Here is a 23,880-nt window from a genome sequence, read left to right as displayed (position 1 = left end):
CCTGTGGATAACTTCTGTGGATGTTGTGGATAAGTCGCCCGGTCAGCGCTTGCGCGCGCTCAGGGCGACCGATCCGATGTGCAGGTCCGCCGGCATGTCGAGCACGGCGCGGAAGACGTCGGTGACCGAATTATAATGGCTGATGCCGCGCTCGCGCAGGTTGAGGCCGACCTTGGCATTTTCCTGGGCGAAGCGGATCGCGACATCCATCGGCCAGCTGCTGCCGGTCTTGGTCTCGTCCATCATCATGCCGGCCTGGACCACGCTGACGCGCACGCCCTCGGGCTCCAGTTCGCGCGCCCACATGTCGGACATCAGTTCCAGCCCCGCCTTGCCGCCGGCATAAAGCCACAGCATCGGCATTTTCAGCGGCACGGATTCGCTGGTGACATTGATGATATGGCCGCCCCCGCGCAGCAGCGGCAGCGCCTCGCGCGCGCAATGGATCGGGCCGGCAACATTGGTGGCGAGCGATGCTGCGATCTGCTCGTCGCGCACCTCGGCCAGGGTGAAGGGTTCGTAGATCGCAGCGTTGTTGATCAGCACGTCGATCCTGGGATGACGCTGCGCGATCGTGGCAAAGGCGGCGCGGACGGAATCGGGATTGCCGACATCGCATGCCACCGCGAAATGGGATTCGCCCAGTTCCTGCGCGACCGCCTCGACCTTCGACAGGGTGCGGCCCAGCAGGATGACGGTTTCGCCATCGCGCGCGAACCGCCGCGCCAATGCGCGTCCCAGCCCGTCGCCCGCACCGGTAATGACGATGACCTTGCTCACCTCTCGCTCCACCTGTTCTTGTGCTGTTGGCATTTACTTGCGCATGTCGTCCGCGGCGCGGCAAGATGGCGCCGCATCGCGCGCGCGATAGTTGGGAAATTCAGCCCGCCGGCCGCGCGAAATCGGCCGGATAGACGGACAGGTCGCCATCATAGGCGATGCCGCCGGGCCAGAATTTGTCACCGCTGACCCTGGCGAAATAATGGACCGTGCGGGCGAAGGAGCCAGCCGAGGAGCGCGGCTGGAAGGCGACGCCGCTGGGGCTGACGCCGCGCGCGCGGGCGCTGAAATCCTTGACCGTGAACAGCAAGTCGTCGGTCTGCTGGGCGCAGAAGACCAGGTCGCTGCCGGGACAATAGCGGCGCGGTTCGACCTGCAGTGGCGACAGCCGGCCACGCTTCATCGCTACCTTGCCCGGCACGCGCGTCACTTCGGGACCATGAACCGTGTCATACCAGTGATGATATTCCGCCTCCCGCCCAGCGACGAAATTGGCGAGGATGATCGAGACCCCAGAAAAGGGCTGATCGGCCTGGTGGTTGGGGCTGGAAACCCAATCGGAATACATGGCGTAGCTGTGGATGCGCTCGCTCTCGTCGCTGTCGTCGATCAGCCCCGCGTCGCGCACATCGGCCAGCAGCGGCGCGAGCGCGGGCAGGTCGATCTCCGGCGCGGCATAGTCGAACTCATAGACCGACAGGAAGCGCCAGGGCTGGGGAATGTCGGGCATGATCTGCTGCGGCGTGACTTCATAGCGATCGGCCGACCGAAAGCCGCGCAGCCGGGCCAGATCCTGCTGATGCGCGCCGTCGAACCAGCGGGCATAATCCTCCGCGCGGCCGGCCGCGACATTGTGCAGATGGATGGTGGTATACAGGCTCATTCCTCGTCCCCGGCTGCCCGGCCGGCTGGTCCCGACCCTGTGTGCGGCGGCAATCCAGCATGGATGCCCCGCACATGCCAGAGCGGCCGGCCAATGATCGCCGGGGCATTGAGAAGCGGGCGCGAATTGACCCTGTCGGCAGCGCTCCCCATCCTGGCGCGGCAATCATGCCGGAAGGACGCGTGATGACCGACCCCGTAGCCGCGCCCCGCTTCGCCCTGTTCCGCGCGAAGGATGCGACCGATTTCGAGGAAAGCGGGCTGATGGCGACGGTGCCGCCGACGCCGATCGAGATGGCAGGATCGATCGCCGCGGTCGAGGCCGGCATGCTGGAAGGCACGCGGGTGAAGCTGCTCTTTTCCATGCCGGGCCTCAGCCTCACCCATGCCTGGTTCCGCAGCGGCTTCCCGCTGCCCCGCCACAGCCATGATGTCGACTGCCTCTATTTCATCCTCGCCGGATCATTGCGCATCGGCACGGAGGAACTGGGCGCCGGCGACGGCTTCTTCGTCGGCGCCAACGTCCCCTACACCTATGTGCCCGGCGACCAGGGCGTCGAGGTGCTGGAATTTCGCGGCTCCGACAGCTTCGACATCAGGATGCTCGCCAACAACCGCGCCTATTGGGACCGGGCGGTGGCGCAGGTCGCGGCGCAGCGCGCGCATTGGACAGGCGAGACGCCGCCGTCGGGCCTGTCCTTCGGACCCGAGCCCGGCGGCGGATAGGGGCGATCAGCCCCGGCCGTTTGCCGCCTCATGCGCGGCCAGGCGTCGCCCGGTCACCAGCGTCTGGCCGACGAACAGGATGATCAGGATCACCCCGACCGTGCCGACGAAGATGTCGAAGCCGGACCAGCGCCCGAACAGGCCGGGCTTGTCGCCCAGCACCATCATCATCACCGTCAGCGCGATCAGCATCAGCCGCAATTCGGTCGGGCCGGCCGACAGATAGGAGAGCTTGAACTCCCCCAGCACGCGGGCGGAGAGATAGGCGTGGATCGACAGCAGCAGATAGCCGGCAAGCGCCACAAGGGCGACATCCATGGTGACATAGGGGCTGAAGCCGATGCCGGCGAGGATCAGCAAGGTCACCAGTCCATCGCAGCTATGGTCGATGAAATAGCCATAGGAGGGCCGTTCGATCCGGCGGTAGCGCGCCAGGCTGCCATCCATGGAATCGCCGAACCACTGGATGACATAGCCCAGGATCGCGAGCAGCAGCCAGGATGCACCGACATTGCTGGCGGTATAACCGATGAAGGTCATCAGCGCGCCGATCAGCCCCAGCAGGGTCAAAAGGTCCGGCGTGACCTGTCGCGGCATATGCGCGCACAGCCAGGTGAGAAGCTGACGTTCGGAGCGTGCCAGGAAATTTTGCTGGATGCGGTCCAGCGTCGTGGCCGCATCATGTCTTTGATCTGTCATGATCCCTTATCGAGGAGATATGTGGCGCGGACAAGGCAACATCCCCCACGCATGACGACAGGGTGCCCGCCTTCCCGTTCAGGCCGGCGGCGCCTTCATGTCGATCGCCAGCCGGGTGAGACGGGATCGGGCGATCCGCCAGCCGCCGTCTTCCCGGCGATATTGCTCATGATAATGGCCGTGGCCGATCAGGCTGCGGCCATCGGGCCAGACCAGATGGTCCTGCATCGCCCAGATGGCGGTCGCGGTATCGCCGTCGATGGCGATTTCGGGCGAATGGACATGATGGACCGTGCGCGCGGCGTCGATCGACGCGCGGACGCTGGCGATCGCGACATCGCGTCCCTCCAGCAGCGGCCCGCCCGATCCGGTCGCGTCGAGCCGGAAGTCGGGCGTGAACAGCGCGGCAAAGCCGTCCCAATCCTTGGTATCGAGCAGGCGACAATAGCGCGCCTTCACATTGGCGATGGCCAGCCAGCCGGCGAAATCGGGCGCGGTCATCAGAAACGGAACCCGCGCATCTGGTTGCCGCCGTCGCACAATATCACCTGATTGTTGATGAAGCTGCCCTCGTCGGAGGCGAGGAACAGGCCGAGATTGGCGATATCCTCGGCCGTGCCCTGGCGCTTGACCGACTGCATGCCCTTTAGCCGTTCCCAATTGTCGGCGGCAACGCCGTCCTGCGCCGCCTCGGTCGCCATCAGGCCCGGCGCGATGCCGACGCAGCGTATCTCGTCCTGGCCGAACTGCATCGCCATCGCATGGGTGAAGATGTTGAGCGCGGCCTTGGTGATGCCATAGGCGGTGGCCGGGTTGTAGCTGGCCATCGACGACTTGTTGATGATGACGCCCTTCGCCTTCGCCAATGCCGGCCGCAATGCTTCGGCCAGCAGCAGCGGTCCGATGGTGTTGACCGCGAAATAATACTGCCACTTGGCCTGGCCCAGGCCGAAGAAGCCGCGCGCAATCTCGCCCAGATGCAGGCCGGCATTGTTGATCAGCACGTCGAGCCGGTCATGGACGGCCAGCACATCGGCGGCGAAGGCCTGGATATCGGCTTCATCGCTCATGTCGACGCGGTGGACGGCGGCGGTGGCGCCAAGCTGTTCGACCAGCGCCTTGCTCTCGGCCAGCCCCGCTTCGTTGATGTCGGCCAGGATCAGATGCGCTCCCTCGCCGCCAAAGGCGAGCGCATAGGCGCGCCCCAGCCCCGCCGCGCCGCCCGTCACCAGCACGGTCTTGCCCGCGAAACGTCCCGCCATCCTCTGCCTCCTATTCTGGTTGAAACCCTATCGCCCGCGCAGATAGGCCATGGCGGCGCGTGCAGCCGCCAACCCATCCTCGGGATTATCGACCTCGACATAGCCGGTCGCGCGGGTCAGCCGGGCGATACGCGGCATCAGCGCGGCATAGCCCATCTCGCCACTGCCGGGCGTGACCGCATGGTCGGTGATCGCCGTGCCACGGTTCCAGTCGATGTCCTTGAGATGCATCGACACCACGCGCGGTCCCAGCGTCGCCAGCAGATCGAGCGGTGCCACGCCAGCATACCAGGCCCAGGCCAGGTCGATTTCGAACGAGAGCAGGTCCGGCGCGATCCGGCTGGCCATCAGGTCGAGCGGCCGGTCGCCGTCGATCGGCATCAGGTCATACCAGTGATTATGATAGGCGAGCGTCAGGCCGGCCGCCTTCGCCTTTTCCCCCAGCGCCGCAAGCTGCGGGATATAGGCGTCGAGCGCGGCGCGCGTCGTCTGGCCGAGGGTACGACTGGCGATGAAGATCGGCGCGGTGGTCAGCGCGACGATGTTCGCGCCGATCGCCACCGCCTGATCGAACTGCCGGTCATAGTCCGCACCGCGCACGCCGAGCCGGACCACGCCCACCGCCATGCCGGCATCGCGCACCATGCGGGCCTTGTCCTGCGGCGTGGGTTCGGACGGGTCGTTGGCGACATAGGAGGCAAGGCGAAAGCCGAACCGGCCATAGCCCATCGCCGCCACGGCGCGCAGCGTGCCGGCATAGTCGCGCGCCAGTTCCTTGCGCACGGTCGTGTCGGCCAGGCCCAGCGTCGATGTCCGGCGCTTCGCCGCCGCCTGGCGCGGCAGCAACAAGGCCGCGCCACCGCCCAGCAGCAGCGACCGGCGACCAAGGCATTGCGGCGCCCGCAAGTGCCCGGCCGGTTCGGTCACGCCGCCTCGACCTCCAACCGCTTGACCACCAATGCCTTGAGATCGGCGGTCTTGATCTTGGCACTGCCGGTCAGTTCCAGATCGCTTTCGGCAAAGAAGAGGACGCGGCGGGGCACCTTGAAGCTGGCCAGTTGCTCCCTGGCAAAGCCGCGAATGCCATCCTCGTCCAGCGTGGCATCTTCATGCGGGACGATGCAGGTGACCACCAGTTCGCCCAGCGTCTCATGCGGCACGCCCACGGTCTGGGTCACCTTCACGCCCGGACAGGTCTTGATGACGCTGTCGATCTCGATCGGCGAGACATTGGCGCCGCCGGTTTTGATGATGTCGTTGAGCCGCCCTTCCCAGTGCAGCCGTCCTTCCGTGTCGAACCAGCCGCCATCGCCGGTGCGGAAGAAGCCCTCGCCATCGACCGAGTCATCGAGCGGGATGCCGACATAGCCCAGCATCAAGGTCGGTCCCTTGACCGCGATCTCGCCCCGTTCGCCGAGCGGCACGACCGCGCCGGTGAGCGGATCGACGATCTTGAAGATATTGCCGGGCAGCGGCGCGCCATGGCTGCCGGCGATCCGTTCTTCGGGCATGCCGGACGGGAAGATCGAGCTGATGGTGAAGGTTTCGGTATTGCCATAGGCGGCCATCGGTTCCTGCCAGTCGGTGCTGACGGTCGGATGGCGGCCGAGCGGATTGGCCGGATTGACATAATATAGCGAGGACAGGTCGACATCCCCCCAATTGGGTGCGGCTTCCAGCTGCGCCCATTGATGCGGCCAGGCGAAGGCCATGGTCGCCTTTTCCGCTTCCATCAGGCTCAGCGCTTCCGCCGGCTGGAAGGTCTGTTGCAGGATCAGGCTGCCGCCGCCGGTCAGCGCGCCGCCGATCGCCATGCAGAAATTGCCCGACCAGAAGAAGCCATTGGCCGACCAGGCGCGGGCGTCGGGCTTCGCCTGCAGGAAGCGTTTCCAGCGCCAGAGCTGCAAGGTCGGGCCGCGATGTGCGCTGATGATGCCCTTGGGCTTGGCGGTGGAGCCGGAGGAGAAGAAGAGCACGCCCGGATCGGCCGGCATGACGGTGGCGGCAGCGGCTTCGACCAGCGCCTGATCGACCGCGTCACCGCGCGCAAGGAAGTCGCGCCAGCCCTCGATCCGGCCCATCGCCCCGTCGACGGCGGCGAGATGGCGCAGGAAAGGGAAGCGGGTGGAGACCAGTCGGCCGTCGCCCGCGACGCCGATCGCCGGTTCCAGATCGGCGAGGATCGCGCCGAAATCCTTCTTGAGGACATTACGCTCCAGCAGCAGCACGGAGCAGGCCGAGGACTGGACCAGATGGTCGAGTTCGGCCGGGGTCGAGAAAGTGCTGAGCGTGGCGGCGACGCCGCCCGCCAGCGCCACGCCGAACACGGCCGAAAGGAATTCCGGCCGGTTGGTCATCAGCACGCCGACGCGCGTGCCCTTGCCGACGCCACAGGCGACCAGCGACCGGGCGACCGCATTGGCCTGCGCCCACAGATCGTCATGGCTCCAGCGGACCACGCCATCGGGCCCGTGGAAGACCAGCGCCTCCCGCCCGGCATGGGCCTGCGTGACTTCACGCAGCCAGCCGCCGAGCGTCAGCGTGCCAAGGCCCTCCTCTTCAGCCAGAGGCGGGCCGGCGACGATCGAGAGCGCAGCCATCGGCTTAGCGGTTGACGTCGACGATGACGCGGCCGCGCACTTTGCCGGCGAGCAGGTCCGCCGCGACGCCGATCGCGTCGCCCAGGCTGATTTCCTGCGCGATCACCTCCAGCAGTGCCGGATCGAGATCCCGCGCCAGCCGGTCCCAGGCGGCGAGGCGCACGGGCTTGGGCGCCATCACGCTGTCGACGCCGAGCAGGCGCACGCCGCGCAGGATGAAGGGCATGACGGTCGCCGGGAAATCGGCACCCTGAGCAAGGCCACAGGCCGCCACCGCGCCGCCATAGCGGGTCTGGGCGCAGGCATTGGCGAGGGTGAAGCTGCCGACCGAGTCGACCACGCCGGCCCAGCGTTCCTTCTGCAGCGGCTTGCCCTTTTCCGACAGTTCGGCGCGGTCGATCACGCCGTCGGCACCCAGCGTCTTGAGATAGTCGCCCTCGGCCGACTTGCCGGTGGAGCCGATCACGGTGAAGCCCGCCTTCTTGAGCAGGGCAACCGCAACGCTGCCGACGCCGCCGGTCGCGCCGGTGACCAGGATTTCGCCCTGGTCCGGGGTCACGCTGGCCTTCACCAGCGCCTCGACGCAGAGCGCGGCCGTGTAGCCGGCCGTGCCGATCGCCATCGCTTGGCTGGGCGTAAAGGCGGTGGGCAGCGGCACCAGCCAGTCACCCTTCAGCCGGGCGACCTGGGAGAGGCCGCCCCAATGGCCCTCACCCACGCCCCAGCCATTCAGCACCACCTTGTCGCCGGCCTTCCAGTCGCCATGGTCGGAACTGCGGACGGTGCCGACCAGATCGATGCCAGGCACCATCGGGAACTTACGCACAACCGGCGATGCGCCGGTGATCGCCAGGCCATCCTTGTAGTTCAGGGTCGAATAATCGACGTCGACGGTCACATCGCCCTCGGGCAGCTGCGCCTCATCGACCTGGGCGAGCGACACGCTCTGCTTGTCGTCGGTCTTTTCGATCAGGATGGCGGAAAACATGCGGTCGGTCCTTCTTGAAGAGAGAAAGGGAAATCGGGCTGCCTATCCCTGGGCAACCCTGGGGAGCGGCGCGAGCGGACGGCCGAGCCGCTCGGCAATGTCGGGGAATTTGTCGCTGCGCATCGATCCGAACATGCACAGGCGCAGGCATTCCTGGGCGAGGCGACGACCGAGTGCCCGCCGTTCCCCCTCTTCGCGGGCATGGCTGCGCGCCCAGATCGGCCAGAGAAAGGCGCCGGCCAGCATCAGCACCGACAGGACTTCGGCATCGACGCCGTCTTCGGCGAGATCGCTGTTGGCGAAGCGCTGGAGCGAACCTTCATATTCGCGCCAGAAGGGATCCCCCATCGGATCGGGCGAGGCCAGCAATTGCAGCAGCCAGATGCGGCACAACTCGGGATTGTCCATCGCGAACAGGGCCAGCCGGTCGGTGGTGTCGGCAATGTCGACTTCCTCGACCCGGCGCTCGCCGATCGTCTCGGGATCGCCGAAGACCGAACGGAACATGCGCTCCGACACCCAGTCCGCAGTCGCCTCGATCAGCTTCTCGCGGGTTTCGAAATGCTGATAGGCGGTGCCGCGATTGACACCGGCGAGATGGGCGACTTCCGACAGGCTGACGCCATCCGGCCCATCCTTGGCCAGCAGCGCACGGGCGGCTTCCAATATGGCCTCACGGGTCGCCACGGGATCGCGGGCGCGCCTTTTCCGAATGTCCGTCATGCTGCCTCACCTAGGTTGATCGTTCAGAGCCTATAATGATCAGCCCTGTTGATCGGCTCCATCCCTGCCCGCTCCGGGGCCAGAGTCAATCGCTGCGGCCCGGCGGCCGCACCCTCATCGCTCCCGCGAAGGCCATGGCCCCAAACGCCGATCGGCCGGACAACCCCCTGGGGCTGCACGGCCGATCGTCTGGCCCTTGGCGCGGATGGATCAGCGCGAACCGAAGGCGAAGCGCAGATTGACGCCAAATTCGCGCGGCGGGGTGACCGTGGCACCGGTATAGGTGCTGGTATAGCTCGCCGCGGCGGTGGTTGCGCCGGTCGCGGTGAAGCCGGTGATCTGCTGATAGCCGGTGAAGAGCGGGGTGGTCCGCGTCAGCACCTTGGTCGTGTCGAACAGATTCTTGGCGAACAGCGAGATTTCCCAGCCGCCATCGGGATCGCGGATACCGGCATAGAGATTGACCAGCGCATAGGCGCTGACATCGTCATAATTATTGCCCGGATCGCCCTTCGACTTGCCGTTATAATTGACGAGGCCACGGATGAAGCCGTCGGTCTTGCCCGAAATGCTGGTGTGGAACTCGCTCTGCAGCGTGGCGGTGATCGGCGGCAGGAAGGCCGCGCGCTGGTTCACCTGACAAGCCGAGAGATTGTCGGCGCCGACCGCCCCCTGCAGTTCCGCCAGGCTGGGCGCATTGCCGACCGGATCGGGGATGCCATCGCCGTTCAGATCGTTGCACGGGATGGTGCCGTTCTTGATCTTGCCGAGCGAATAGCTGCCGGTCAGGTTGACGTTCCAGCTGCGGGTGATGTCGAAGCCCAGTTCGCTTTCCACGCCGTTCACCTCGACCGGGACGGCGCCCACGAAGTTGAACGAGCCGACCTGCTGCGCGGTGCCGGTCACCTGGCCGGCCGCATTGCGGACGGCGACGGTGTTCACATAGTAAACGCCGTTGTTGGGCACGCGATAGGGGAAGTTCTTGTACTTCTGGTGATAGGCGGTGACGTTGAAGCGCATCCGCCCGCCCATCAGCGTGCTCTTGAAGCCCAGCTCATAGGATTTGGAGGTTTCGGGCGGCAGGTCGAGGAAGGACCGCTCCAGCGCCGACGGCGCGATGTTGAAGTCGCCGACCACGTTGATGCCCGGACGGAAGGAGCTGCCGGTGGCGGCATAGACCAGGAAGTCCGGCGTGAAATTATGCTTGATCGACGCGCTGTAGATCAGCTTGTCGGTATCCTGCGAGTCCGCGGCGATGGTGTTGCCGTTGACCGCCAGATAGTTGTTCGACTTGTACTTGATCTGGCGCAGGCCGCCCGACAATTCGGTTGCCTCGCCGAAATGGGCGGTCAGGTTGCCGAAGAAGGACTGTTCGTGCGACTTGCCGGTGCGGTCGATCTCGGTCTGCACCACCGAGGCGATACCGCCGCCAAGCGCGGCAGGCAGGCGCACGATGGTAGGCGAGGTCAGGTGCGTCGGCGGGTTGAGCCGGTCGTCGAAGAAGCCGATGACATAGTCGAACATGTCGAAGACACGCTCTTCATTCTGCAACCGGATTTCATGCGAGGTTTCCTTGGCCACCGTGTCGGTGACCTGGTTGACGTCGCGGCCGATGAAGAAATTGCCATCGTCGACATTGTCGGTCGAATGGAATTTCTGCTTGGTATACATGCCCTGATAGATCAGGCGCTGGCCGGCAAAGGCCAGTTCCGACCGCCAGTTGAAGATGTCGAAGCGCTGGTTGATGATGCGCGGCTGTTCCTGGATCGACAGGCGATCCTTGGCCGTGATCAGCACCGGGCTGGGCGTGGCGTCGGGATTGGCCTCGCTGAAGGAAATCGCCTGGTCATAGGTCCGCGCATCGCGGTCCATATATTGATAGGTGCCTTCCAGCTTCAGCCAGTCGGTCGGCTCGATCGTACCGACGATACGCGTGCTCTTGGTGCGCGACCAGGGGCTCGGTCCGCCGCTGAGCGGCCGCACGCGATCGGCATCATCCTCGTTCCAGACGCCCGACACGCGGATGCCGGCGATCCCTTCGATGATCGGCAGGTTGAGCCCGCCCTTGAAGTTGAGCGTGCCGATATCGTTGCCGGTCCAGTCGATGAAACCGCCAAACTGGTTGAGGTCGGGCTTGCGCGTGGTGATGGTGATCGAACCCGACGGCGAGGCGCGGCCGCGCAGCGTGCCCTGCGGACCGCGCTGCACTTCGATCTGGCCGATGTCGTACATCTGCTGCAGCACGGCGCCCGGCGAGAGCGGTGCGTCGTTGAAGTAGAATTGGATGGTGCCGCTGTTGCCGCTGGCATTGGCGTCGAAATTCACGCCGCGCAGGCGCGCATTGCCGCCGATGCCATTGGCATTGTTGGTCAGTTCAAGGCCCGGCGCCAGCGCCTGAACCTCGTTGAAGGTGCGGATGTTGAGGTTGCCGATCGCCTGTTCGGTGACCGCGTTGACCACGGCAGGCACGTCCTGAATGTCTTCGCCGCGACGACGCGCCTCGACGATGATGATCTGGGCGTCGAAACCAGTGTTGCTGGTTGCAGCCTGCTCCTCGGGCGCCTGGGCAAGAGCCGGCGTCGCGATGGTGAGTGCCGCGACACTCGCGCCGATCAAATAATAGGCCGACATGCGATTCATAAGTGAAGCCTCCCCAAATAAACATCATGTTGACTATTGAGTCACCATTGATGCAGTGATCTTTTTTGCTTTGGTTGATTCTCGTTATGCCTGATATTGGCGGCCCGAGAAGCCCGGCCGCCTTGCAGATGGCGACATATCGCCATCGCGATTCCACCAGATCGTCACTGATCCCCCAGGCGATTTGCGCCTGCCCTTTCCCCCTGCATGATCGCCAGCCGATGGCGCATGAGAGGGGAGAGCGCAATGGACATGCAAATGACGGGCAGGGTCGCGATCGTGACCGGGGCGACCGCCAATATCGGCCGCGCCATCAGCCTGGGGCTGGCGGCCGAAGGGGTGAAGCTGGTCGCGGTGGGGCGCGACCAGGCGGCTGGCGCCCGGCTGGTGGAGCAGGCGATCGCCACCGGCGCGCAGGACGCCCGTTTCGTGGCGGCCGACCTCAGCGATCCGGCCGCGCCGGGACAGATCCTGGCGGCGGCCTCCGCGCTGGGCGAGGTCGCGATCCTGGTCAACAATGTCGGCGGCAATATCGGCGCGGGATTCTTCGTCGATTCCGATCCGGCAAGCTGGGCTGGCGACATCGACCTCAACCTCGGCACGCTGCTGCGCATGACCCATGCGGTGTTGCCGGGCATGATCGCGCGCAAGGCGGGCGCGATCGTCAATATCGGCTCCACCGCGGGCATCGTCGGCGACTATATGCTGCCGGTCTATTCTGCGGCCAAGGCGGCAGTCCACGGCTTTACCAAAGTGCTGGCGAAGGAAGTCGGGCCGCACGGCATCCGCGTCAATTGCGTCGCCCCCTATGGCACGGTCTCGCGCGATCCCGCCGCCTTCTCGAAGGGCAGCCGATTCCACCCCGATCGCAACTTCTTCGGCCGGGCCTTTGCCAGCACCAGCCCGAAGGACATGGAGAAGCGGTCGCGCCAGACGGTGCTGGGCCGCCCGGTCGCCTTTGCCGAGGAAGTCGCCTCGCTCGCCGTCTACCTGGCGTCGGACCAGGCCGGCTTCATCACCGGCCAGGTCTATCCGGTCGACGGCGGCAGCCTGCTGTGAATCAGGCGTCGGGCGGGCCGAAGCGGAAGATCGTCATCTTGTTGCCGTCCAGATCGCGGAAATAGGCACCGTAGAAGCCGTTGGGATCATCACCGCGAATGCCGGGCTTGCCCTCGCACTTGCCGCCCAATTCGAGCGCGCGGGCATGGACCGCATCGACCTGTGCCCGGCTGTCCGCCTGGATGCCGACCTGATTGCCATTGCCCGGCGTTGCATCCCCCTCGAACGGAATGCCGATCAGCAGCATACCGCCCTCGGCCGTCTTGTAGGCGACCAGATCGGGCCGGTCATAGGCGCGCACCGCGCCCAGCAGTCCGGCAATGCCGTCATAGAAACGCTTCGCGCCGTCGAGGTCGCGGGTACCGAAACGGGCCATACTGATCATATTGCTCTCTCCCTTATAACCCGCCCATGCCTTTCCAGCGATCGGCGCCCATCCACACATATTCGACATAATGGCCCAGCCATTCGCGCGTATCGAGATAGACGAACTCCAACATGCCCGGCGTCCCGCCCTTGAGCACCACCGGATAGGGCTGCGCCTCGACCCGCGCCATGAAGGCGGCCCAGTCATCGACCCGGTTGCAGATATGGTGGAAGACCAGCCGATCATCGGCGGGCAGCGCATCGCGATAGAGCGCCAGCACATCGCCCGAGATCGGCTGGATCAGTTCGAACTGCATGTCGTCGACCCAGACGAAGGCGAGCCTCTGCACGCCCTGCCCCTCGCCCTGCGGCGTCCAGAGCTGCACCGGCACCTCGATCTCCGACAGGGTGCGGACATCGGCCTGGTCGCGGAACTGGGCGACGGCCTTGTCGACATTGCGGGTGACATAGGCGTTCTGGAAATGATGACCGGTCAGCATGGCTCAGCCCTCCCGCGCGACGTCATAGCGCGACAGATAGCGCTCGAAATGCGGCGTCAGTTGTTCGACCGACAGGCCATATTGGGCGAGCTTATAGTCGTGGCGACCGAATTTGCCCTGCGGATTGTCGTTTAGCCAGGCCTGCATCGCCGCCTCCGCCTCCGGCGTGAAATCATCGCCCAGCGCGGCATAGAGCCGGCGCATCGTGCCGATCGGATCGCTGGTGAGGTCGGCATAATGGACGTCAACCATGCTGTCCTCGCCCAGCTGCTCGCGCGCATCCATGATGCGGTCGGCATGCAGCTTTGCCTGATAGGTGCAATTTTCCGCCAGCCATTCGGGATCGACCCGGCCGGTAAAGGCCATCTGCCCCAGGCTGATGATCGAGCAGAAGCTGCCCATGGCGGTATAGGGATCGCGATGGGTCCAGATGAAGCGGGCGTCGGGATAGATTTTGCGGATCGTCTCGATCCACAGGCTGTGGCTCGGCATTTTGAGGTTCCACACGCCCGGCGCATCGGCCTGCAGCAATTGCAGGAAGCGCTTGTGATATGCATAGGCCGACGTCATGTCGGTCGAGAACAGCCAGTCGCGATAATTGGGCAGCTTCCCCCGCGATTCCAGCGCCAGCGCCTTGAAATCATGCGCCATGAAGAAGATACATTCATTGGGATAGACGGCCGAATTGCGATAATATTTGCCCATTTCCGGCCGGGCGGCGAGCATCGCCTTTTCCTGTTCCAGCCGGGCGATGGCACGCGGATCGCTCTTGAGCGTCGCGCTGGTCGCCGGCGGCACCGGCTCGTCAATCTCCCAGGTCAGTGGCGAGCGCCGGGCCGGGTCGCAGGCCAGCAGATTGCTGAGCAGGGTCGTGCCGGTGCGGGGAATGCCGAAGACGAAGACCGGTCGTTCGACCGACCGTTCCAGCAGTTCGGGCCGCTGCGCCAGATAATCGGTGGTCCTGAGGCGATTGGACAGGAGGTCGACGACATTGGCCTCCATCCGCGCGTGGCCGCTGTCCGACAGGCCGGCCTGGTTCGCGTCGGCCAGCAATATGTCGAGCCCTTCGCGATAGCTGTCGGAATCGAAGCGATCGAGGCCGGTGGCCTTGATCGCGCGGTCGATCAGCGCGTCGGCAACCAAAGCAGCGCCCATGGCATGTCTCTCCTGATGTCTTTTGCCACCATCATGGGCAGCCGGGCGAGGCGCGCCAATGCCACCCGATGAAGCGGCCCGGCCGCACTATCGATATCGGGCCATATCAGAAGCGCGCGGCCAGCCGCTATCGCGGGCGCGATGTCAGATGCTGGCGAAACTGGCGCGGCGTCGCCCCGGTCGCGCGGCGAAAGGCGAAGGCGAAGCTGGAGGGCGAAGCGAATCCGAGCGCGAAGGCAATCTCCTTGATGCTCTCGCTCGACCCCAGATAGCGTTTGGCGACATCGATCCGGCACTGGACGATATAGTCGCCGATCGAACAGCCCCGGCTGGCGCGAAAGCCACGCGTCAATTGCCGCACCGACAGGTTGCACAGGACCGCCAGCTCCTCCAGCGAGGGCGCTGCGCCGCCCAGTTGCAGCCGCTCGTCGATCCGCCGCAACCGCCAGGTGGCAAGCCCCCCGGTCGCCGGTCCCTCGGCGATCGCCTGGCAATAGCGCGCCACCTCGATCGCCAGTTGCCCGGCGATCAGCTCGGTCAGGACGATGCTGCCCGGCCCCGGCCGGTTCACCTCCTCCGCCAGGCGGAACAGGCAGGCGCGCATATGCGGATGGGCGATGTCGAGGCAGGCGGCGAGGCGACTGTCGGTCCATTCGATCGGCCCGTCGAGCCAGCGGTCAATCGCCTCCGCCTTGATCTCGCACACGACCGAAGACTGGCTGCCCTGTCCTTCGGTCCGCAACCGCAAGGCCTGCCCCGGCGGCACCAGGAAAATCTCGCCCAGCCGCTCATAGCGATGCGGCCCCCAATGGTCGGCATAGCAGCCGCGCACCCGCTCGGGTCGGGGGGTCAGGCACATGTCGAGCCAATAATGGCGTTCGCGCCGGAAAATGCGGTCGGTCGGCCCTGCCAGATCGAGCCGCATGATCCGCGCCTGCGCCTGCGGCACCGCAATCTCGGCCTCGAAAACCGACCTGGCATAGGATTCCGCCATCGCTCCCCCGCTCTCTGGCCATGTTTGGCCCTATCGCTGCACTATGGCTCATTCTCGATAGTCTGGTCAATTGCGTCGGCGCCGGAGTCGCCCCCATCCTTGGACCATCAGGCAAGCCGCCAACGATGCGGCACCCTATGGAGAGAGATGAATGGCTAAGGGTCTTTTCGACTGCACGGGCAAGGTCACGCTGGTCACCGGCGGCAATGGCGGCATTGGCCTGGGCTTCGCCATGGGCGTTGCCAAGATGGGCGGCGACATCGCCATCTGGGCCCGCAATGCGGACAAGAACGAAGCGGCCGCCGCCGCCCTGCGCGAAGCCGGCGCCGGCCGGGTCGAAACCTATCAGGTCGATGTCGCATCGGAAGAGGCGATCATCGACGGCTATGCCAAATTGCTCGCCGATTTCGGCCGGATCGACTGCGTCTTTGCCAATTCGGGTCGCGCCTCGCGCTCGCGTTCGGTGCTGACGCTGGATGCGGCGGAATGGCATGATCTGCTGGCGGTCAACCTGCACGGCGCCTTCTTCACCCTGCGCGAAGGGGCCAAGGCGATGGTCGCCCGCGCCGAGGCCGGCGAGCCGGGCGGCAGCCTGGTCTATTGCGGCAGCCTGTCGATGTTCCATGGCATTGCCGGGATCAACAATTATGCCGCGTCGAAGGGCGGCATGGGCGCCGCCGTGCGCGGCATGGCGGCCGAGCTGGGCCAGTACGAGATCCGCGCCAACAGCATTGCGCCCGGCTATATCAAGACCGGCATCGGCGGGGATGGCGAGATGAGCCCGGAGATGCAGGCCCGCATGGCCGCCGTCGACGCGCATTTCTCGGCCAAGACGCCGATCCATCGCCCTGGCGCGATCGAGGATTTCGAGGGCATCGGCGCCTATCTCGCGTCCGACGCCTCGCGTTACCATAGCGGCGACACGATCGTCATCGACGGCGGCAGCCTGATCTATCCGCCCTACGCCTTCTGAGCCGATCGACGGAGCGCTCCCATGCACCTGCTCAACATCCATGATGTGAACGATGTCCGGCTCGACGCCTATCAGCGGCCCGAGCCGGGTCCGAAGGACGTCGTCGTGAAGATGAAGGCCTGCGGCATTTGCGGCAGCGACCTCAGCTATATCAAGAATGGTGGCATTCCCGGCCCCGGCAAGCTGACCGCGCTCGGCCATGAGGGCGCAGGCGAGATCATGATCGTCGGTGAGGAAGTGGCAGGCGTCAGTGTCGGCCAGAGCGTCATCATCAACCCGATGATGACCCCCAGCTTCATCGGCAGCGGCGGACCGGAGGGCGCCTTTACCGAGGAATTGCTGGTCCGCGACGCGCGGCTGGGCGACAGCCTGCTGCCGATCCCGGACGGCATCCCTTATGACGTCGCCGCCATGTGCGAGCCGCTGTCGGTGGCGATGCATGGCGTCAACCGGGCGCAGGCCAAGGCGGGCGACAAGGTGGTGATCTTCGGCTGCGGCCCGATCGGCCTTGGCATGGTGCTGTGGGCGATCGACCGGGGTTGCCAGGATGTGATCGCGCTCGACCTGGCCGAGGAACGGCTGGAGCGCGCCCGCGCGCTCGGCGCCCACACGATCAATCCGGCCAAGGAAGATGTGATCGCCCGGATCAAGGCGATCCATGGCACCACCACCGTGTTCGGCCGCGAAAAGTCGCAGACCGACGCCTATATCGATGCGGCCGGCGCGCCCTCCATCCTGTCCGACGTGATCGCCATGGCCAAGACCCATGCCCGCCATGTCATCACCGCCGCCTATATGAAGCCGATCGAGCTGCCCGCAGGCCCGATGCTGACGACGGAAATGACGATCACCACGGCGGTCGGCTATCCGACCGAAATGCCCGACGTGATCGCCGCCATGCCGCGCCTGAAGGACAAGATCGCGGCGCTGATCAGCCATAAATTGCCCTTCGCGCAGGTGATCGAGGGGCTGGAGATCGCCGCCCGTCCGCAATCCGCCAAGGTCATGATCGAGTTCGAGGGAGCCGACGCATGAGCACGCAATCAGCCGAGAAACCGCAGACGCCTTTGGGCGCGCTTGTCATGGCCGGACAGGGCCAGACCGAGGCGGAGGCGATCACAGATAGCATCTTCATGGTGAAGGATATTTCCAACGCCTATCTGGTGACGACAGGCGATGGCGACCTGCTGGTCAATACCGGCTTCCTCGGCAATGGCGCGCGCAACAAGGGGCTGTTCGCCCCCCACCGCACCGGCGCGCTGAAGCGCATCATCGTCACCCAGGCCCATCCCGACCATTATGGCGCCCTGCCCGACCAGCAGGAGCCGGGTACGGAGGTGATCACGGGTGTCAATTTCGTTGACACCGAAGACTATTTCGACCGGCTCGGCCCGTTCCTCGGCATCCGATCGGGCAAGCTCTGGGCGTCGATGACCCGGCGCGACGGCCCACCGCCCAAGCCGCCGCGCATCGTCCCCGACCGCATGGTCGAGACCGTCCATGCCTTTGAACAGGGCGGCCGCAAGTTCGAGGTGGTGAAGACGCCCGGCGGCGAGACGCTCTGCTCGGTGTTCGTCTGGATGCCCGAGGAAAAGATCATTTTCACCGGCAATCTGTTCGGCCCGGTGTGGCGCTCCATGCCCAATCTGGTGACGATGCGCGGCGACCGCCCCCGGCTGGTGCGCGCCTATCTCCAGTCGCTGGAGCATGTCCGGTCGCTGGCGCCCGAACTGGTCATCACCGGCCATGGCGATCCGATCCGTGGCGCAGACACGATCCGCGCCGATCTCGACCGGATGCATGCCGCCGTCACCTATATCGAGCGCGAGACGATCGCCGGCATGAATGCCGGCCGGCATGTCCAGGATCTGATGCGCGAGATCGTCCTGCCCGAGGAGATCCGCATCGGCGAATTCCATGGCAAGACCAGTTGGGTGGTGCGCGCCATCTGGGAGGAAAATGCCGGCTGGTTCCATTATGAGGATGGCACCACTGCCCTTTATGGCGTGCCGCGCCCGACCGTCTATCCCGACCTTGTGGAACTGGCCGGCGGCGCCGGGGCGCTCGCCGCCCGCGCCCATGTCCATGCCGCGGCGGGGCGCCCGCTCGAGGCGCTGCACCTGCTTGACATCGCGCTGGGCGTCGCGCCCGACCATGAGGCAGCGCTGACCGTCAAGAAGGCGGCGCTCGAACAATTGCTCGCCCGCAGCGGCGGCACCAACCTGTCCGAAACCATGTGGCTGAAGGCGGAAATCGCCGACGCCGAAAAGCGGCTCCCGGCCGCCTGACCCCCATTTCAGGAAGCATAATCATGGCACGCAGTCTTACGCACCTCGAACGCCTTGAGGCGGAGAGTATCCATATATTGCGGGAGGTTGTTTCGGAGGCGGATCGGCCTGTGATGCTGTACTCGGTGGGCAAGGATTCGGCGGTGATGCTGCATCTGGCGAAGAAGGCCTTCTATCCCTCGCCGCCGCCCTTCCCGCTGCTCCATGTCGACACCACCTGGAAGTTCCGCGCGATGTATGATCTGCGCGACAAGGCGGCGCGCGACGCGGGCATGGAACTGCTGGTCCATCATAATCCCGAGGCCCAGGCGCGCGGCATCAACCCGTTCGACCATGGCGCCCTCCACACCGACATGTGGAAGACGGAAGGGTTGAAGCAGGCGCTCGACAAGTTCGGCTTCGACGCGGCATTCGGCGGCGCGCGCCGCGACGAGGAGAAGAGCCGCGCCAAGGAGCGCATCTTCTCCTTCCGCACCGCCTCGCATGGCTGGGATCCCAAGAACCAGCGGCCCGAACTGTGGAACCTCTATAATGCCCGGAAGGCCAAGGGCGAGAGCATCCGCGTCTTCCCGATCAGCAACTGGACCGAGCTCGACATCTGGCAATATATCCAGCTGGAAGGCATCGAGATCGTGCCGCTCTATTTCGCCGCCCCCCGCCCCACCGTCGAGCGCGACGGCATGCTGCTGATGGTCGATGATGACCGCTTCCCGCTTGAACCGGGCGAAGTGCCGGTCGAGCGCTCGATCCGCTTCCGCACTTTGGGCTGCTATCCGCTCACCGGCGCGGTCGAGAGCGAGGCCAGCACCCTGTCGGAGGTGATCCAGGAGATGCTGCTCACCACCACATCCGAGCGCCAGGGTCGCGCCATCGACAAGGATGCCGGCGGCGCCGGCATGGAGAAGAAGAAGCAGGAGGGTTACTTCTGATGTCCGACGTGATCACACAGGACCCCGTCTACCAGACCGATGCCCTCATCGCGCAGGACATCGACGCCTATCTCGACGTCCATCAGCACAAGACCATGCTGCGCTTCATCACCTGCGGCTCGGTCGACGATGGCAAGTCCACCCTGATCGGGCGGCTGCTCTATGATTCGAAGATGATCTTCGAGGATCAGCTCGAAGCGCTGCAGGCGGATAGCAAGCGCGTCGGCACGCAAGGCGGCGAGATCGACTTCGCCCTGCTGGTCGATGGCCTCGCCGCAGAGCGCGAACAGGGCATCACCATCGACGTCGCCTATCGCTTCTTCGCTACCGAAAAGCGCAAGTTCATCGTCGCCGATACGCCCGGCCATGAACAATATACCCGCAACATGGTCACCGGTGCCTCCACCGCCGACCTGGCCGTCATCCTGATCGACGCGCGCAAGGGCATCCTCACCCAGACGCGGCGCCACAGCTATCTCGCCCACCTGATCGGCATCCGCAACATCGTGCTGGCCGTCAACAAGATGGACCTGGTCGGCTATGACCAGGCCGTGTTCGACAAGATCGTCGCCGATTATGCCGCGTTCGCGCAGAGCATCGGCATCAGCGCCTTCACGCCGATCCCCATCTCCGGCTTCAAGGGCGACAATATCACCGCCCGGTCGGAGAACACCCCCTGGTATCAGGGGCCCACGCTGATGGCCCATCTCGAAAGCGTCGAGGTCGATGCCACCACTGCGGCGGCCAAGCCGTTCCGCATGCCGGTCCAGTGGGTCAACCGTCCGAACCTCGACTTTCGCGGCTTTGCCGGCCTGATCGCCAGCGGATCGGTCAAGCCGGGCGACGCCGTGCGGGTGCTGCCTTCGGGCAAGACCAGCACCATCAGCCGTATCGTTACGATGCCGGGTGGAACCGGCCCGGCAAGCGGGACCGGTGGTGACGGCGACCTCGACGAAGCGATCGCCGGCCAGTCGGTCACGCTCTGCTTTGCCGACGAGATCGACTGTTCGCGCGGCGACGTCATCGCGGTGGCCGACAATCCGCCCGAGGTCTCCAGCCAGTTCGAGGCGACCATCGTGTGGATGGATGACGAGGCGATGCTGCCGGGCCGGCCCTATTGGCTCAAGATCGGCACGCAGAGCGTCTCGGCCACCGTCCAGGCGCCCAAATATGTCGTCAACGTCAACACGATGGAGCATCTGGCGGCCAAGACGCTGGACTTGAATGCCATTGGCGTTGCCGAACTGGCGACCGACAAGCCGATCACGTTCGAGCCCTATGCCGACAACCGGACCTTGGGCGGCTTCATCCTGATCGACAAGATCAGCAACCGCACCGTGGCGGCGGGCATGCTCCACTTCTCGCTGCGCCGGGCCCAGAATGTCCATTGGCAGGCGACCGACATCGGCCGCGAGGCTCATGCCGCGCTCAAGAACCAGGTTCCCCGCATCCTCTGGTTCACCGGTCTCTCCGGCTCGGGCAAGTCGACCATCGCCAATGAGGTGGAAAAGCGGCTCGCGCTGATGAACCGCCACACCTTCCTGCTCGATGGCGACAATATCCGCCATGGCCTCAACAAGGATCTGGGCTTTACCGAGGCCGACCGGATCGAGAATATCCGCCGGGTCGGCGAGGTCGCCAAGCTGATGGCGGATGCGGGCCTGATCGTGCTGACCGCCTTCATCTCCCCCTTCCGCGCCGAGCGCGAGATGCTGCGCGAGATGCTGCCGGACGGCGAGTTCATCGAGATCTTCGTCGACACGCCGCTTGAGGTTGCCGAGGCGCGCGACGTCAAGGGCCTCTACAAGAAGGCGCGATCGGGCAGCCTCAAGAACTTCACCGGCATCGACAGTCCCTATGAGGCGCCCACCAGCCCCGAGATACGGGTCAACACCGTCGAGATGACGCCGGAAGAGGCCGCCGAGCACATCATCCGCAAGATCATGCCGCTCAAATGAGGGAGGGCAGCATGACTGACGCGGACCTCGCCGCCCATCTCGCCGAAACCGCCGGCCGCCTGTTGCTGGAGGTCCGCGCCTCGGGCCTGTTCAGCGCCAAGGCGCTCGGCAAGGCCGGCGACCAGACCGCCAACCAGTTCCTCGTCCATGCGCTGCGGGAACAGCGGGCCGAGGATGGGTTGCTCTCCGAGGAGATGGCCTGTGATGGGGCGCGGCTCCAGCACAGCCGCGTGTGGATCGTCGACCCGGTCGACGGCACCCGCGAATATGGCGAGGAACGCGCCGACTGGGCCGTCCATGTCGGTCTCGCCATCGACGGCGTGCCGACCATCGGTGCGGTGGCCCTGCCGGGCCATGAAGACGGCATCGTCCTGCGCACCGACCAGCCGCGCGCCATCCCGCCCGCGCCCGAAAAGCTGCGCATGGTCGTCTCCCGCACCCGCCCCGCCCCCCAGGCGGTCGCGGTCGCCGAGGCGCTGGGCGCCGAACTGGTCCCCATGGGCTCCGCCGGCGCCAAGGCCATGGCCGTGATCCTGGGCCAGGCCGACATCTATCTCCATGCCGGCGGCCAATATGAATGGGACAGTTGCGCTCCCGCCGCCGTCGCACTCGCACACGGCCTCCACGCCTCCCGCATCGATGGATCGCCGCTGACCTACAACCAATCAGACACATACATGCCTGACCTCCTCATCTGCAGGCACGAACATGCCGACAGCGTGCTGGGGGCCTTGGCCGAGATCGCGGCGCAGGCCGCCTGAAAACAGAAGGGAAGAGGATCATGACCACCGCCACCATCGGCCTCGACGCCGACGCCCTGGTCGCCGCCGCGCGCGCACAGACCGGCCTTACCGACCTGGGCGACGACGCCATATTGGAAGGTCTGGACGTGCTGGTCGATGCAATCAATCGCGAGGCCAACCTCACTGAAGCGGCGCTAGGCCGCTGGGCGCAGCAGCTGACCGCGACGCTCGCCAACCGCTTGCAGGTCGAGGACTGGCTCGCCCGCCATCCAGACCTGCTCGACGCCCCGATCGAGAAGCCGATGTTCGTCTTCGGCCTGCCACGCACCGGCACGACCTTGACCATCAACCTCTTGAACGCCGATCCCGCCCGCCGCTCTTTCCTGCGCTGGGAGGCGTTCAATTCGGCGCCACCCGCTGCCGCCGGCACGCTCAGCAGCGATCCGCGCTATGTCGCGGAGCAGGCGCGGCTGGACATGTCGCTCAAATATGCGCCGCATATTTCGGCCATCCATCATGAGGATGCCGACAGCCCGACCGAGTGCCAGTTCGCCATGGCGCCGTCCTTCTGCGCCCAATATTATGACTCGGTTCTGCATGTGCCGAGCTATCAGAAATGGCTGTTCGCCACGAGCTACCTGCCCGCCTTCCGCTATCACAAGCGGCTGCTGCAATTGCTGCAGGCGGAAAATGGCGGCCGCTGGACGCTGAAGAATCCCTGGCATCCGCTGTTCCTGGACGACCTGACCAGCGTCTATCCCGACGCCCAGCTGGTGATGACCCATCGCGATCCGGCCGATGTCGTCGGCTCTGCCTGCTCCCTCGTCTATCAGGTGCGCAAGATGTTCAGCGCCAATGTCGACCCTGTCGAGGTCGGCCGCTCGCAGCTGCGCACCTTCGACCTGATGATCGAGCGGATGCTGGCCTATCGCGCAAAGCATGGCCAGGATGCGATCCACGACATCCAGTATGACGACCAGCTGCGCGACCCGATCGGCGAGATGCGCAAGCTTTATGCTCGCTTCGACGAGCCCTTCACGGCGGAAGCGGAAGCCGGCATGACCGCGATGCTGGCCGCCAATCCGCAGGGCAAGCATGGCAAGCATAGCTATGACCTCGCCGATTATGGCCTCGATCGCGCGCAGATCCACGCCCATTTCAAGGCCTATACCGACCGCTTCTCGATTCCCGTGAAGGCCTGATCCGATGACGCAGGCCCATCATGACCTCGCCCGCCGCTTCTTCGCCGCCCTGTCGGCGGCGGCATTGCCGGATGAATTGCTGACCGACGACATGACCGCCTGGACGACGACGTCGGGCGTCGATGCGCCGCGCGCCGCCTATCAGCGCGGCGTCGCGATGCTGGGGTCGCTGTTCCAGGGCGGGCTGAGCTTCACCGTCGATTCGCTGACGGCCGAAGCGGACCGGGTCGCGGCCGAGGTGCGATCGGCGGGCACACTGGTGAATGGCGAGCCCTTCGCCAATCGCTATGTCTTCCTGCTGCGCATCCGCGACGGCCGGATCGCGTCGGTCGCCGAGCATTTCAACCCGGCGCCGGTCGAAGCCCGGATCAAGCCGCTGATCCAGGCGATGATGGCGGCGAAACAGGGCTGAG

24 protein-coding genes are annotated in these 23,880 nt (G+C 65.4%); 10 read left to right on the top strand and 14 right to left on the bottom strand.

Annotated features, from left to right (window positions below; translation table 11 throughout):
• Positions 1-42 precede the first annotated feature (42 nt).
• Together ACUCV3_RS22875 and ACUCV3_RS22870 are read right to left on the bottom strand one after the other, a co-directional pair.
• Positions 43-780: an SDR family oxidoreductase gene (locus tag ACUCV3_RS22875; protein WP_279730717.1), complete on the bottom strand. Its 738-nt coding sequence runs from the start codon at positions 778-780 to the stop codon at positions 43-45.
• Between the two features lie 100 nt (positions 781-880).
• Positions 881-1,663 carry a hypothetical protein gene (locus tag ACUCV3_RS22870; RefSeq protein WP_279730715.1) on the bottom strand — a complete coding sequence of 261 codons (783 nt, stop codon included), beginning with the start codon at positions 1,661-1,663 and terminating at the stop codon, positions 881-883.
• A 185-nt stretch (positions 1,664-1,848) separates the two neighbouring features.
• Here ACUCV3_RS22870 and ACUCV3_RS22865 point away from each other — a divergent pair, with 185 nt between their 5' ends.
• Entirely contained in the window at positions 1,849-2,388 is a 540-nt protein-coding gene (locus ACUCV3_RS22865; protein ID WP_279730714.1) for a cupin domain-containing protein, read from the top strand.
• Positions 2,389-2,394: 6 nt separating this feature from the next.
• Here the strand turns inward: ACUCV3_RS22865 and ACUCV3_RS22860 are convergent, their stop codons facing one another.
• From ACUCV3_RS22860 to ACUCV3_RS22825, 8 genes are all read right to left on the bottom strand, one after another.
• The gene (locus ACUCV3_RS22860) at positions 2,395-3,087 is read right to left on the bottom strand and encodes a CDP-alcohol phosphatidyltransferase family protein (RefSeq protein WP_279730712.1); all 693 of its coding nucleotides are present in this window, start codon (positions 3,085-3,087) and stop codon (positions 2,395-2,397) included.
• A 78-nt stretch (positions 3,088-3,165) separates the two neighbouring features.
• Positions 3,166-3,588 (bottom strand): nuclear transport factor 2 family protein, encoded by a 423-nt coding sequence (locus ACUCV3_RS22855; RefSeq protein WP_279730711.1) that lies wholly within the window; start codon positions 3,586-3,588, stop codon positions 3,166-3,168.
• Positions 3,588-4,349 carry an SDR family NAD(P)-dependent oxidoreductase gene (locus ACUCV3_RS22850; protein ID WP_482241172.1) on the bottom strand — a complete coding sequence of 254 codons (762 nt, stop codon included), beginning with the start codon at positions 4,347-4,349 and terminating at the stop codon, positions 3,588-3,590. The genes ACUCV3_RS22855 and ACUCV3_RS22850 overlap by 1 nt, the downstream gene beginning before the upstream one ends.
• 27 nt (positions 4,350-4,376) lie before the next feature.
• Complete coding sequence (locus ACUCV3_RS22845) at positions 4,377-5,276, bottom strand: sugar phosphate isomerase/epimerase family protein (protein WP_482241171.1); 900 nt, start codon at positions 5,274-5,276, stop codon at positions 4,377-4,379.
• Complete coding sequence (locus tag ACUCV3_RS22840) at positions 5,273-6,949, bottom strand: class I adenylate-forming enzyme family protein (RefSeq protein WP_279731459.1); 1,677 nt, start codon at positions 6,947-6,949, stop codon at positions 5,273-5,275. The genes ACUCV3_RS22845 and ACUCV3_RS22840 overlap by 4 nt, the downstream gene beginning before the upstream one ends.
• Before the next feature lie 4 nt (positions 6,950-6,953).
• Positions 6,954-7,937 (bottom strand): acrylyl-CoA reductase (NADPH), encoded by a 984-nt coding sequence (acuI, locus tag ACUCV3_RS22835; protein ID WP_279731458.1) that lies wholly within the window; start codon positions 7,935-7,937, stop codon positions 6,954-6,956.
• Positions 7,938-7,979: 42 nt separating this feature from the next.
• Positions 7,980-8,660: a TetR/AcrR family transcriptional regulator gene (locus ACUCV3_RS22830; RefSeq protein WP_279731456.1), complete on the bottom strand. Its 681-nt coding sequence runs from the start codon at positions 8,658-8,660 to the stop codon at positions 7,980-7,982.
• 210 nt (positions 8,661-8,870) lie between these two features.
• Positions 8,871-11,300: a TonB-dependent receptor gene (locus tag ACUCV3_RS22825; protein ID WP_279731455.1), complete on the bottom strand. Its 2,430-nt coding sequence runs from the start codon at positions 11,298-11,300 to the stop codon at positions 8,871-8,873.
• Positions 11,301-11,558: 258 nt separating this feature from the next.
• On the opposite strand from ACUCV3_RS22825, the gene ACUCV3_RS22820 reads away from it, so the two are divergent.
• Positions 11,559-12,359: an SDR family NAD(P)-dependent oxidoreductase gene (locus ACUCV3_RS22820; RefSeq protein WP_279731453.1), complete on the top strand. Its 801-nt coding sequence runs from the start codon at positions 11,559-11,561 to the stop codon at positions 12,357-12,359.
• Position 12,360: 1 nt separating this feature from the next.
• On the opposite strand, the gene ACUCV3_RS22815 is transcribed toward ACUCV3_RS22820, so the two are convergent.
• The 4 genes from ACUCV3_RS22815 to ACUCV3_RS22800 all read right to left on the bottom strand — a co-directional run bounded on the left by ACUCV3_RS22815 (position 12,361) and on the right by ACUCV3_RS22800 (position 15,374).
• On the bottom strand, positions 12,361-12,744 hold the full coding sequence (locus tag ACUCV3_RS22815) for a VOC family protein (protein ID WP_010336478.1): 384 nt from the start codon (positions 12,742-12,744) through the stop codon (positions 12,361-12,363).
• Positions 12,745-12,757: 13 nt separating this feature from the next.
• A complete protein-coding gene (locus ACUCV3_RS22810) occupies positions 12,758-13,225 on the bottom strand; it encodes a VOC family protein (protein WP_279731451.1) in 468 nt (155 codons plus the stop codon).
• Between the two features lie 3 nt (positions 13,226-13,228).
• The gene (locus tag ACUCV3_RS22805) at positions 13,229-14,380 is read right to left on the bottom strand and encodes a sulfotransferase family protein (protein ID WP_279731450.1); all 1,152 of its coding nucleotides are present in this window, start codon (positions 14,378-14,380) and stop codon (positions 13,229-13,231) included.
• A 127-nt stretch (positions 14,381-14,507) separates the two neighbouring features.
• Positions 14,508-15,374: a helix-turn-helix domain-containing protein gene (locus tag ACUCV3_RS22800; protein ID WP_279731449.1), complete on the bottom strand. Its 867-nt coding sequence runs from the start codon at positions 15,372-15,374 to the stop codon at positions 14,508-14,510.
• A gap of 151 nt (positions 15,375-15,525) precedes the next feature.
• On the opposite strand from ACUCV3_RS22800, the gene ACUCV3_RS22795 reads away from it, so the two are divergent.
• The 8 genes from ACUCV3_RS22795 to ACUCV3_RS22760 are packed head-to-tail and all read left to right on the top strand — an operon-like array spanning position 15,526 to position 23,879.
• Positions 15,526-16,347 (top strand): SDR family NAD(P)-dependent oxidoreductase, encoded by an 822-nt coding sequence (locus tag ACUCV3_RS22795; RefSeq protein ID WP_279731448.1) that lies wholly within the window; start codon positions 15,526-15,528, stop codon positions 16,345-16,347.
• A gap of 21 nt (positions 16,348-16,368) precedes the next feature.
• Entirely contained in the window at positions 16,369-17,382 is a 1,014-nt protein-coding gene (locus tag ACUCV3_RS22790) for a zinc-dependent alcohol dehydrogenase (RefSeq protein WP_482241170.1), read from the top strand.
• Positions 17,379-18,635: an alkyl sulfatase dimerization domain-containing protein gene (locus ACUCV3_RS22785; protein WP_279731445.1), complete on the top strand. Its 1,257-nt coding sequence runs from the start codon at positions 17,379-17,381 to the stop codon at positions 18,633-18,635. Before ACUCV3_RS22790 ends, ACUCV3_RS22785 begins: the two co-directional genes overlap by 4 nt.
• 23 nt (positions 18,636-18,658) lie before the next feature.
• Complete coding sequence (gene cysD, locus ACUCV3_RS22780) at positions 18,659-19,564, top strand: sulfate adenylyltransferase subunit CysD (RefSeq protein WP_482241169.1); 906 nt, start codon at positions 18,659-18,661, stop codon at positions 19,562-19,564.
• On the top strand, positions 19,564-21,522 hold the full coding sequence (cysN, locus tag ACUCV3_RS22775; RefSeq protein WP_482241168.1) for a sulfate adenylyltransferase subunit CysN: 1,959 nt from the start codon (positions 19,564-19,566) through the stop codon (positions 21,520-21,522). Before cysD ends, cysN begins: the two co-directional genes overlap by 1 nt.
• Positions 21,523-21,533: 11 nt before the next feature.
• A complete protein-coding gene (locus ACUCV3_RS22770) occupies positions 21,534-22,283 on the top strand; it encodes a 3'(2'),5'-bisphosphate nucleotidase CysQ (RefSeq protein ID WP_482241167.1) in 750 nt (249 codons plus the stop codon).
• Positions 22,284-22,303: 20 nt separating this feature from the next.
• Entirely contained in the window at positions 22,304-23,467 is a 1,164-nt protein-coding gene (locus ACUCV3_RS22765) for a sulfotransferase family protein (RefSeq protein WP_279728854.1), read from the top strand.
• Positions 23,468-23,471: 4 nt separating this feature from the next.
• On the top strand, positions 23,472-23,879 hold the full coding sequence (locus ACUCV3_RS22760) for a nuclear transport factor 2 family protein (RefSeq protein ID WP_482241166.1): 408 nt from the start codon (positions 23,472-23,474) through the stop codon (positions 23,877-23,879).
• The last annotated feature ends 1 nt before the right edge of the window (position 23,880 follow it).

The sequence above is a fragment of the Sphingobium sp. VMM genome (assembly GCF_056790315.1).
The sequence above is the reverse complement of the archived record's forward strand: the minus strand, read 5'-3'. Positions and strand labels throughout refer to the sequence as shown.

Coding starts and splice junctions, on each gene's coding strand:
- ACUCV3_RS22865 (WP_279730714.1), top strand. CDS start 1,849: ATGACCGACCCCGTAGCCGCGCCCCGCTTCGCCCTGTTCCGCGCGAAG.
- ACUCV3_RS22765 (WP_279728854.1), top strand. CDS start 22,304: ATGACCACCGCCACCATCGGCCTCGACGCCGACGCCCTGGTCGCCGCC.
- ACUCV3_RS22770 (WP_482241167.1), top strand. CDS start 21,534: ATGACTGACGCGGACCTCGCCGCCCATCTCGCCGAAACCGCCGGCCGC.
- ACUCV3_RS22790 (WP_482241170.1), top strand. CDS start 16,369: ATGCACCTGCTCAACATCCATGATGTGAACGATGTCCGGCTCGACGCC.
- ACUCV3_RS22810 (WP_279731451.1), bottom strand. CDS start 13,225: ATGCTGACCGGTCATCATTTCCAGAACGCCTATGTCACCCGCAATGTC.
- ACUCV3_RS22815 (WP_010336478.1), bottom strand. CDS start 12,744: ATGATCAGTATGGCCCGTTTCGGTACCCGCGACCTCGACGGCGCGAAG.
- ACUCV3_RS22870 (WP_279730715.1), bottom strand. CDS start 1,663: ATGAGCCTGTATACCACCATCCATCTGCACAATGTCGCGGCCGGCCGC.
- ACUCV3_RS22800 (WP_279731449.1), bottom strand. CDS start 15,374: ATGGCGGAATCCTATGCCAGGTCGGTTTTCGAGGCCGAGATTGCGGTG.
- cysN (WP_482241168.1), top strand. CDS start 19,564: ATGTCCGACGTGATCACACAGGACCCCGTCTACCAGACCGATGCCCTC.
- ACUCV3_RS22860 (WP_279730712.1), bottom strand. CDS start 3,087: ATGACAGATCAAAGACATGATGCGGCCACGACGCTGGACCGCATCCAG.
- ACUCV3_RS22820 (WP_279731453.1), top strand. CDS start 11,559: ATGACGGGCAGGGTCGCGATCGTGACCGGGGCGACCGCCAATATCGGC.
- cysD (WP_482241169.1), top strand. CDS start 18,659: ATGGCACGCAGTCTTACGCACCTCGAACGCCTTGAGGCGGAGAGTATC.
- ACUCV3_RS22805 (WP_279731450.1), bottom strand. CDS start 14,380: ATGGGCGCTGCTTTGGTTGCCGACGCGCTGATCGACCGCGCGATCAAG.
- ACUCV3_RS22855 (WP_279730711.1), bottom strand. CDS start 3,588: ATGACCGCGCCCGATTTCGCCGGCTGGCTGGCCATCGCCAATGTGAAG.
- ACUCV3_RS22795 (WP_279731448.1), top strand. CDS start 15,526: ATGGCTAAGGGTCTTTTCGACTGCACGGGCAAGGTCACGCTGGTCACC.
- acuI (WP_279731458.1), bottom strand. CDS start 7,937: ATGTTTTCCGCCATCCTGATCGAAAAGACCGACGACAAGCAGAGCGTG.
- ACUCV3_RS22825 (WP_279731455.1), bottom strand. CDS start 11,300: ATGAATCGCATGTCGGCCTATTATTTGATCGGCGCGAGTGTCGCGGCA.
- ACUCV3_RS22850 (WP_482241172.1), bottom strand. CDS start 4,349: ATGGCGGGACGTTTCGCGGGCAAGACCGTGCTGGTGACGGGCGGCGCG.
- ACUCV3_RS22785 (WP_279731445.1), top strand. CDS start 17,379: ATGAGCACGCAATCAGCCGAGAAACCGCAGACGCCTTTGGGCGCGCTT.
- ACUCV3_RS22760 (WP_482241166.1), top strand. CDS start 23,472: ATGACGCAGGCCCATCATGACCTCGCCCGCCGCTTCTTCGCCGCCCTG.
- ACUCV3_RS22840 (WP_279731459.1), bottom strand. CDS start 6,949: ATGGCTGCGCTCTCGATCGTCGCCGGCCCGCCTCTGGCTGAAGAGGAG.
- ACUCV3_RS22830 (WP_279731456.1), bottom strand. CDS start 8,660: ATGACGGACATTCGGAAAAGGCGCGCCCGCGATCCCGTGGCGACCCGT.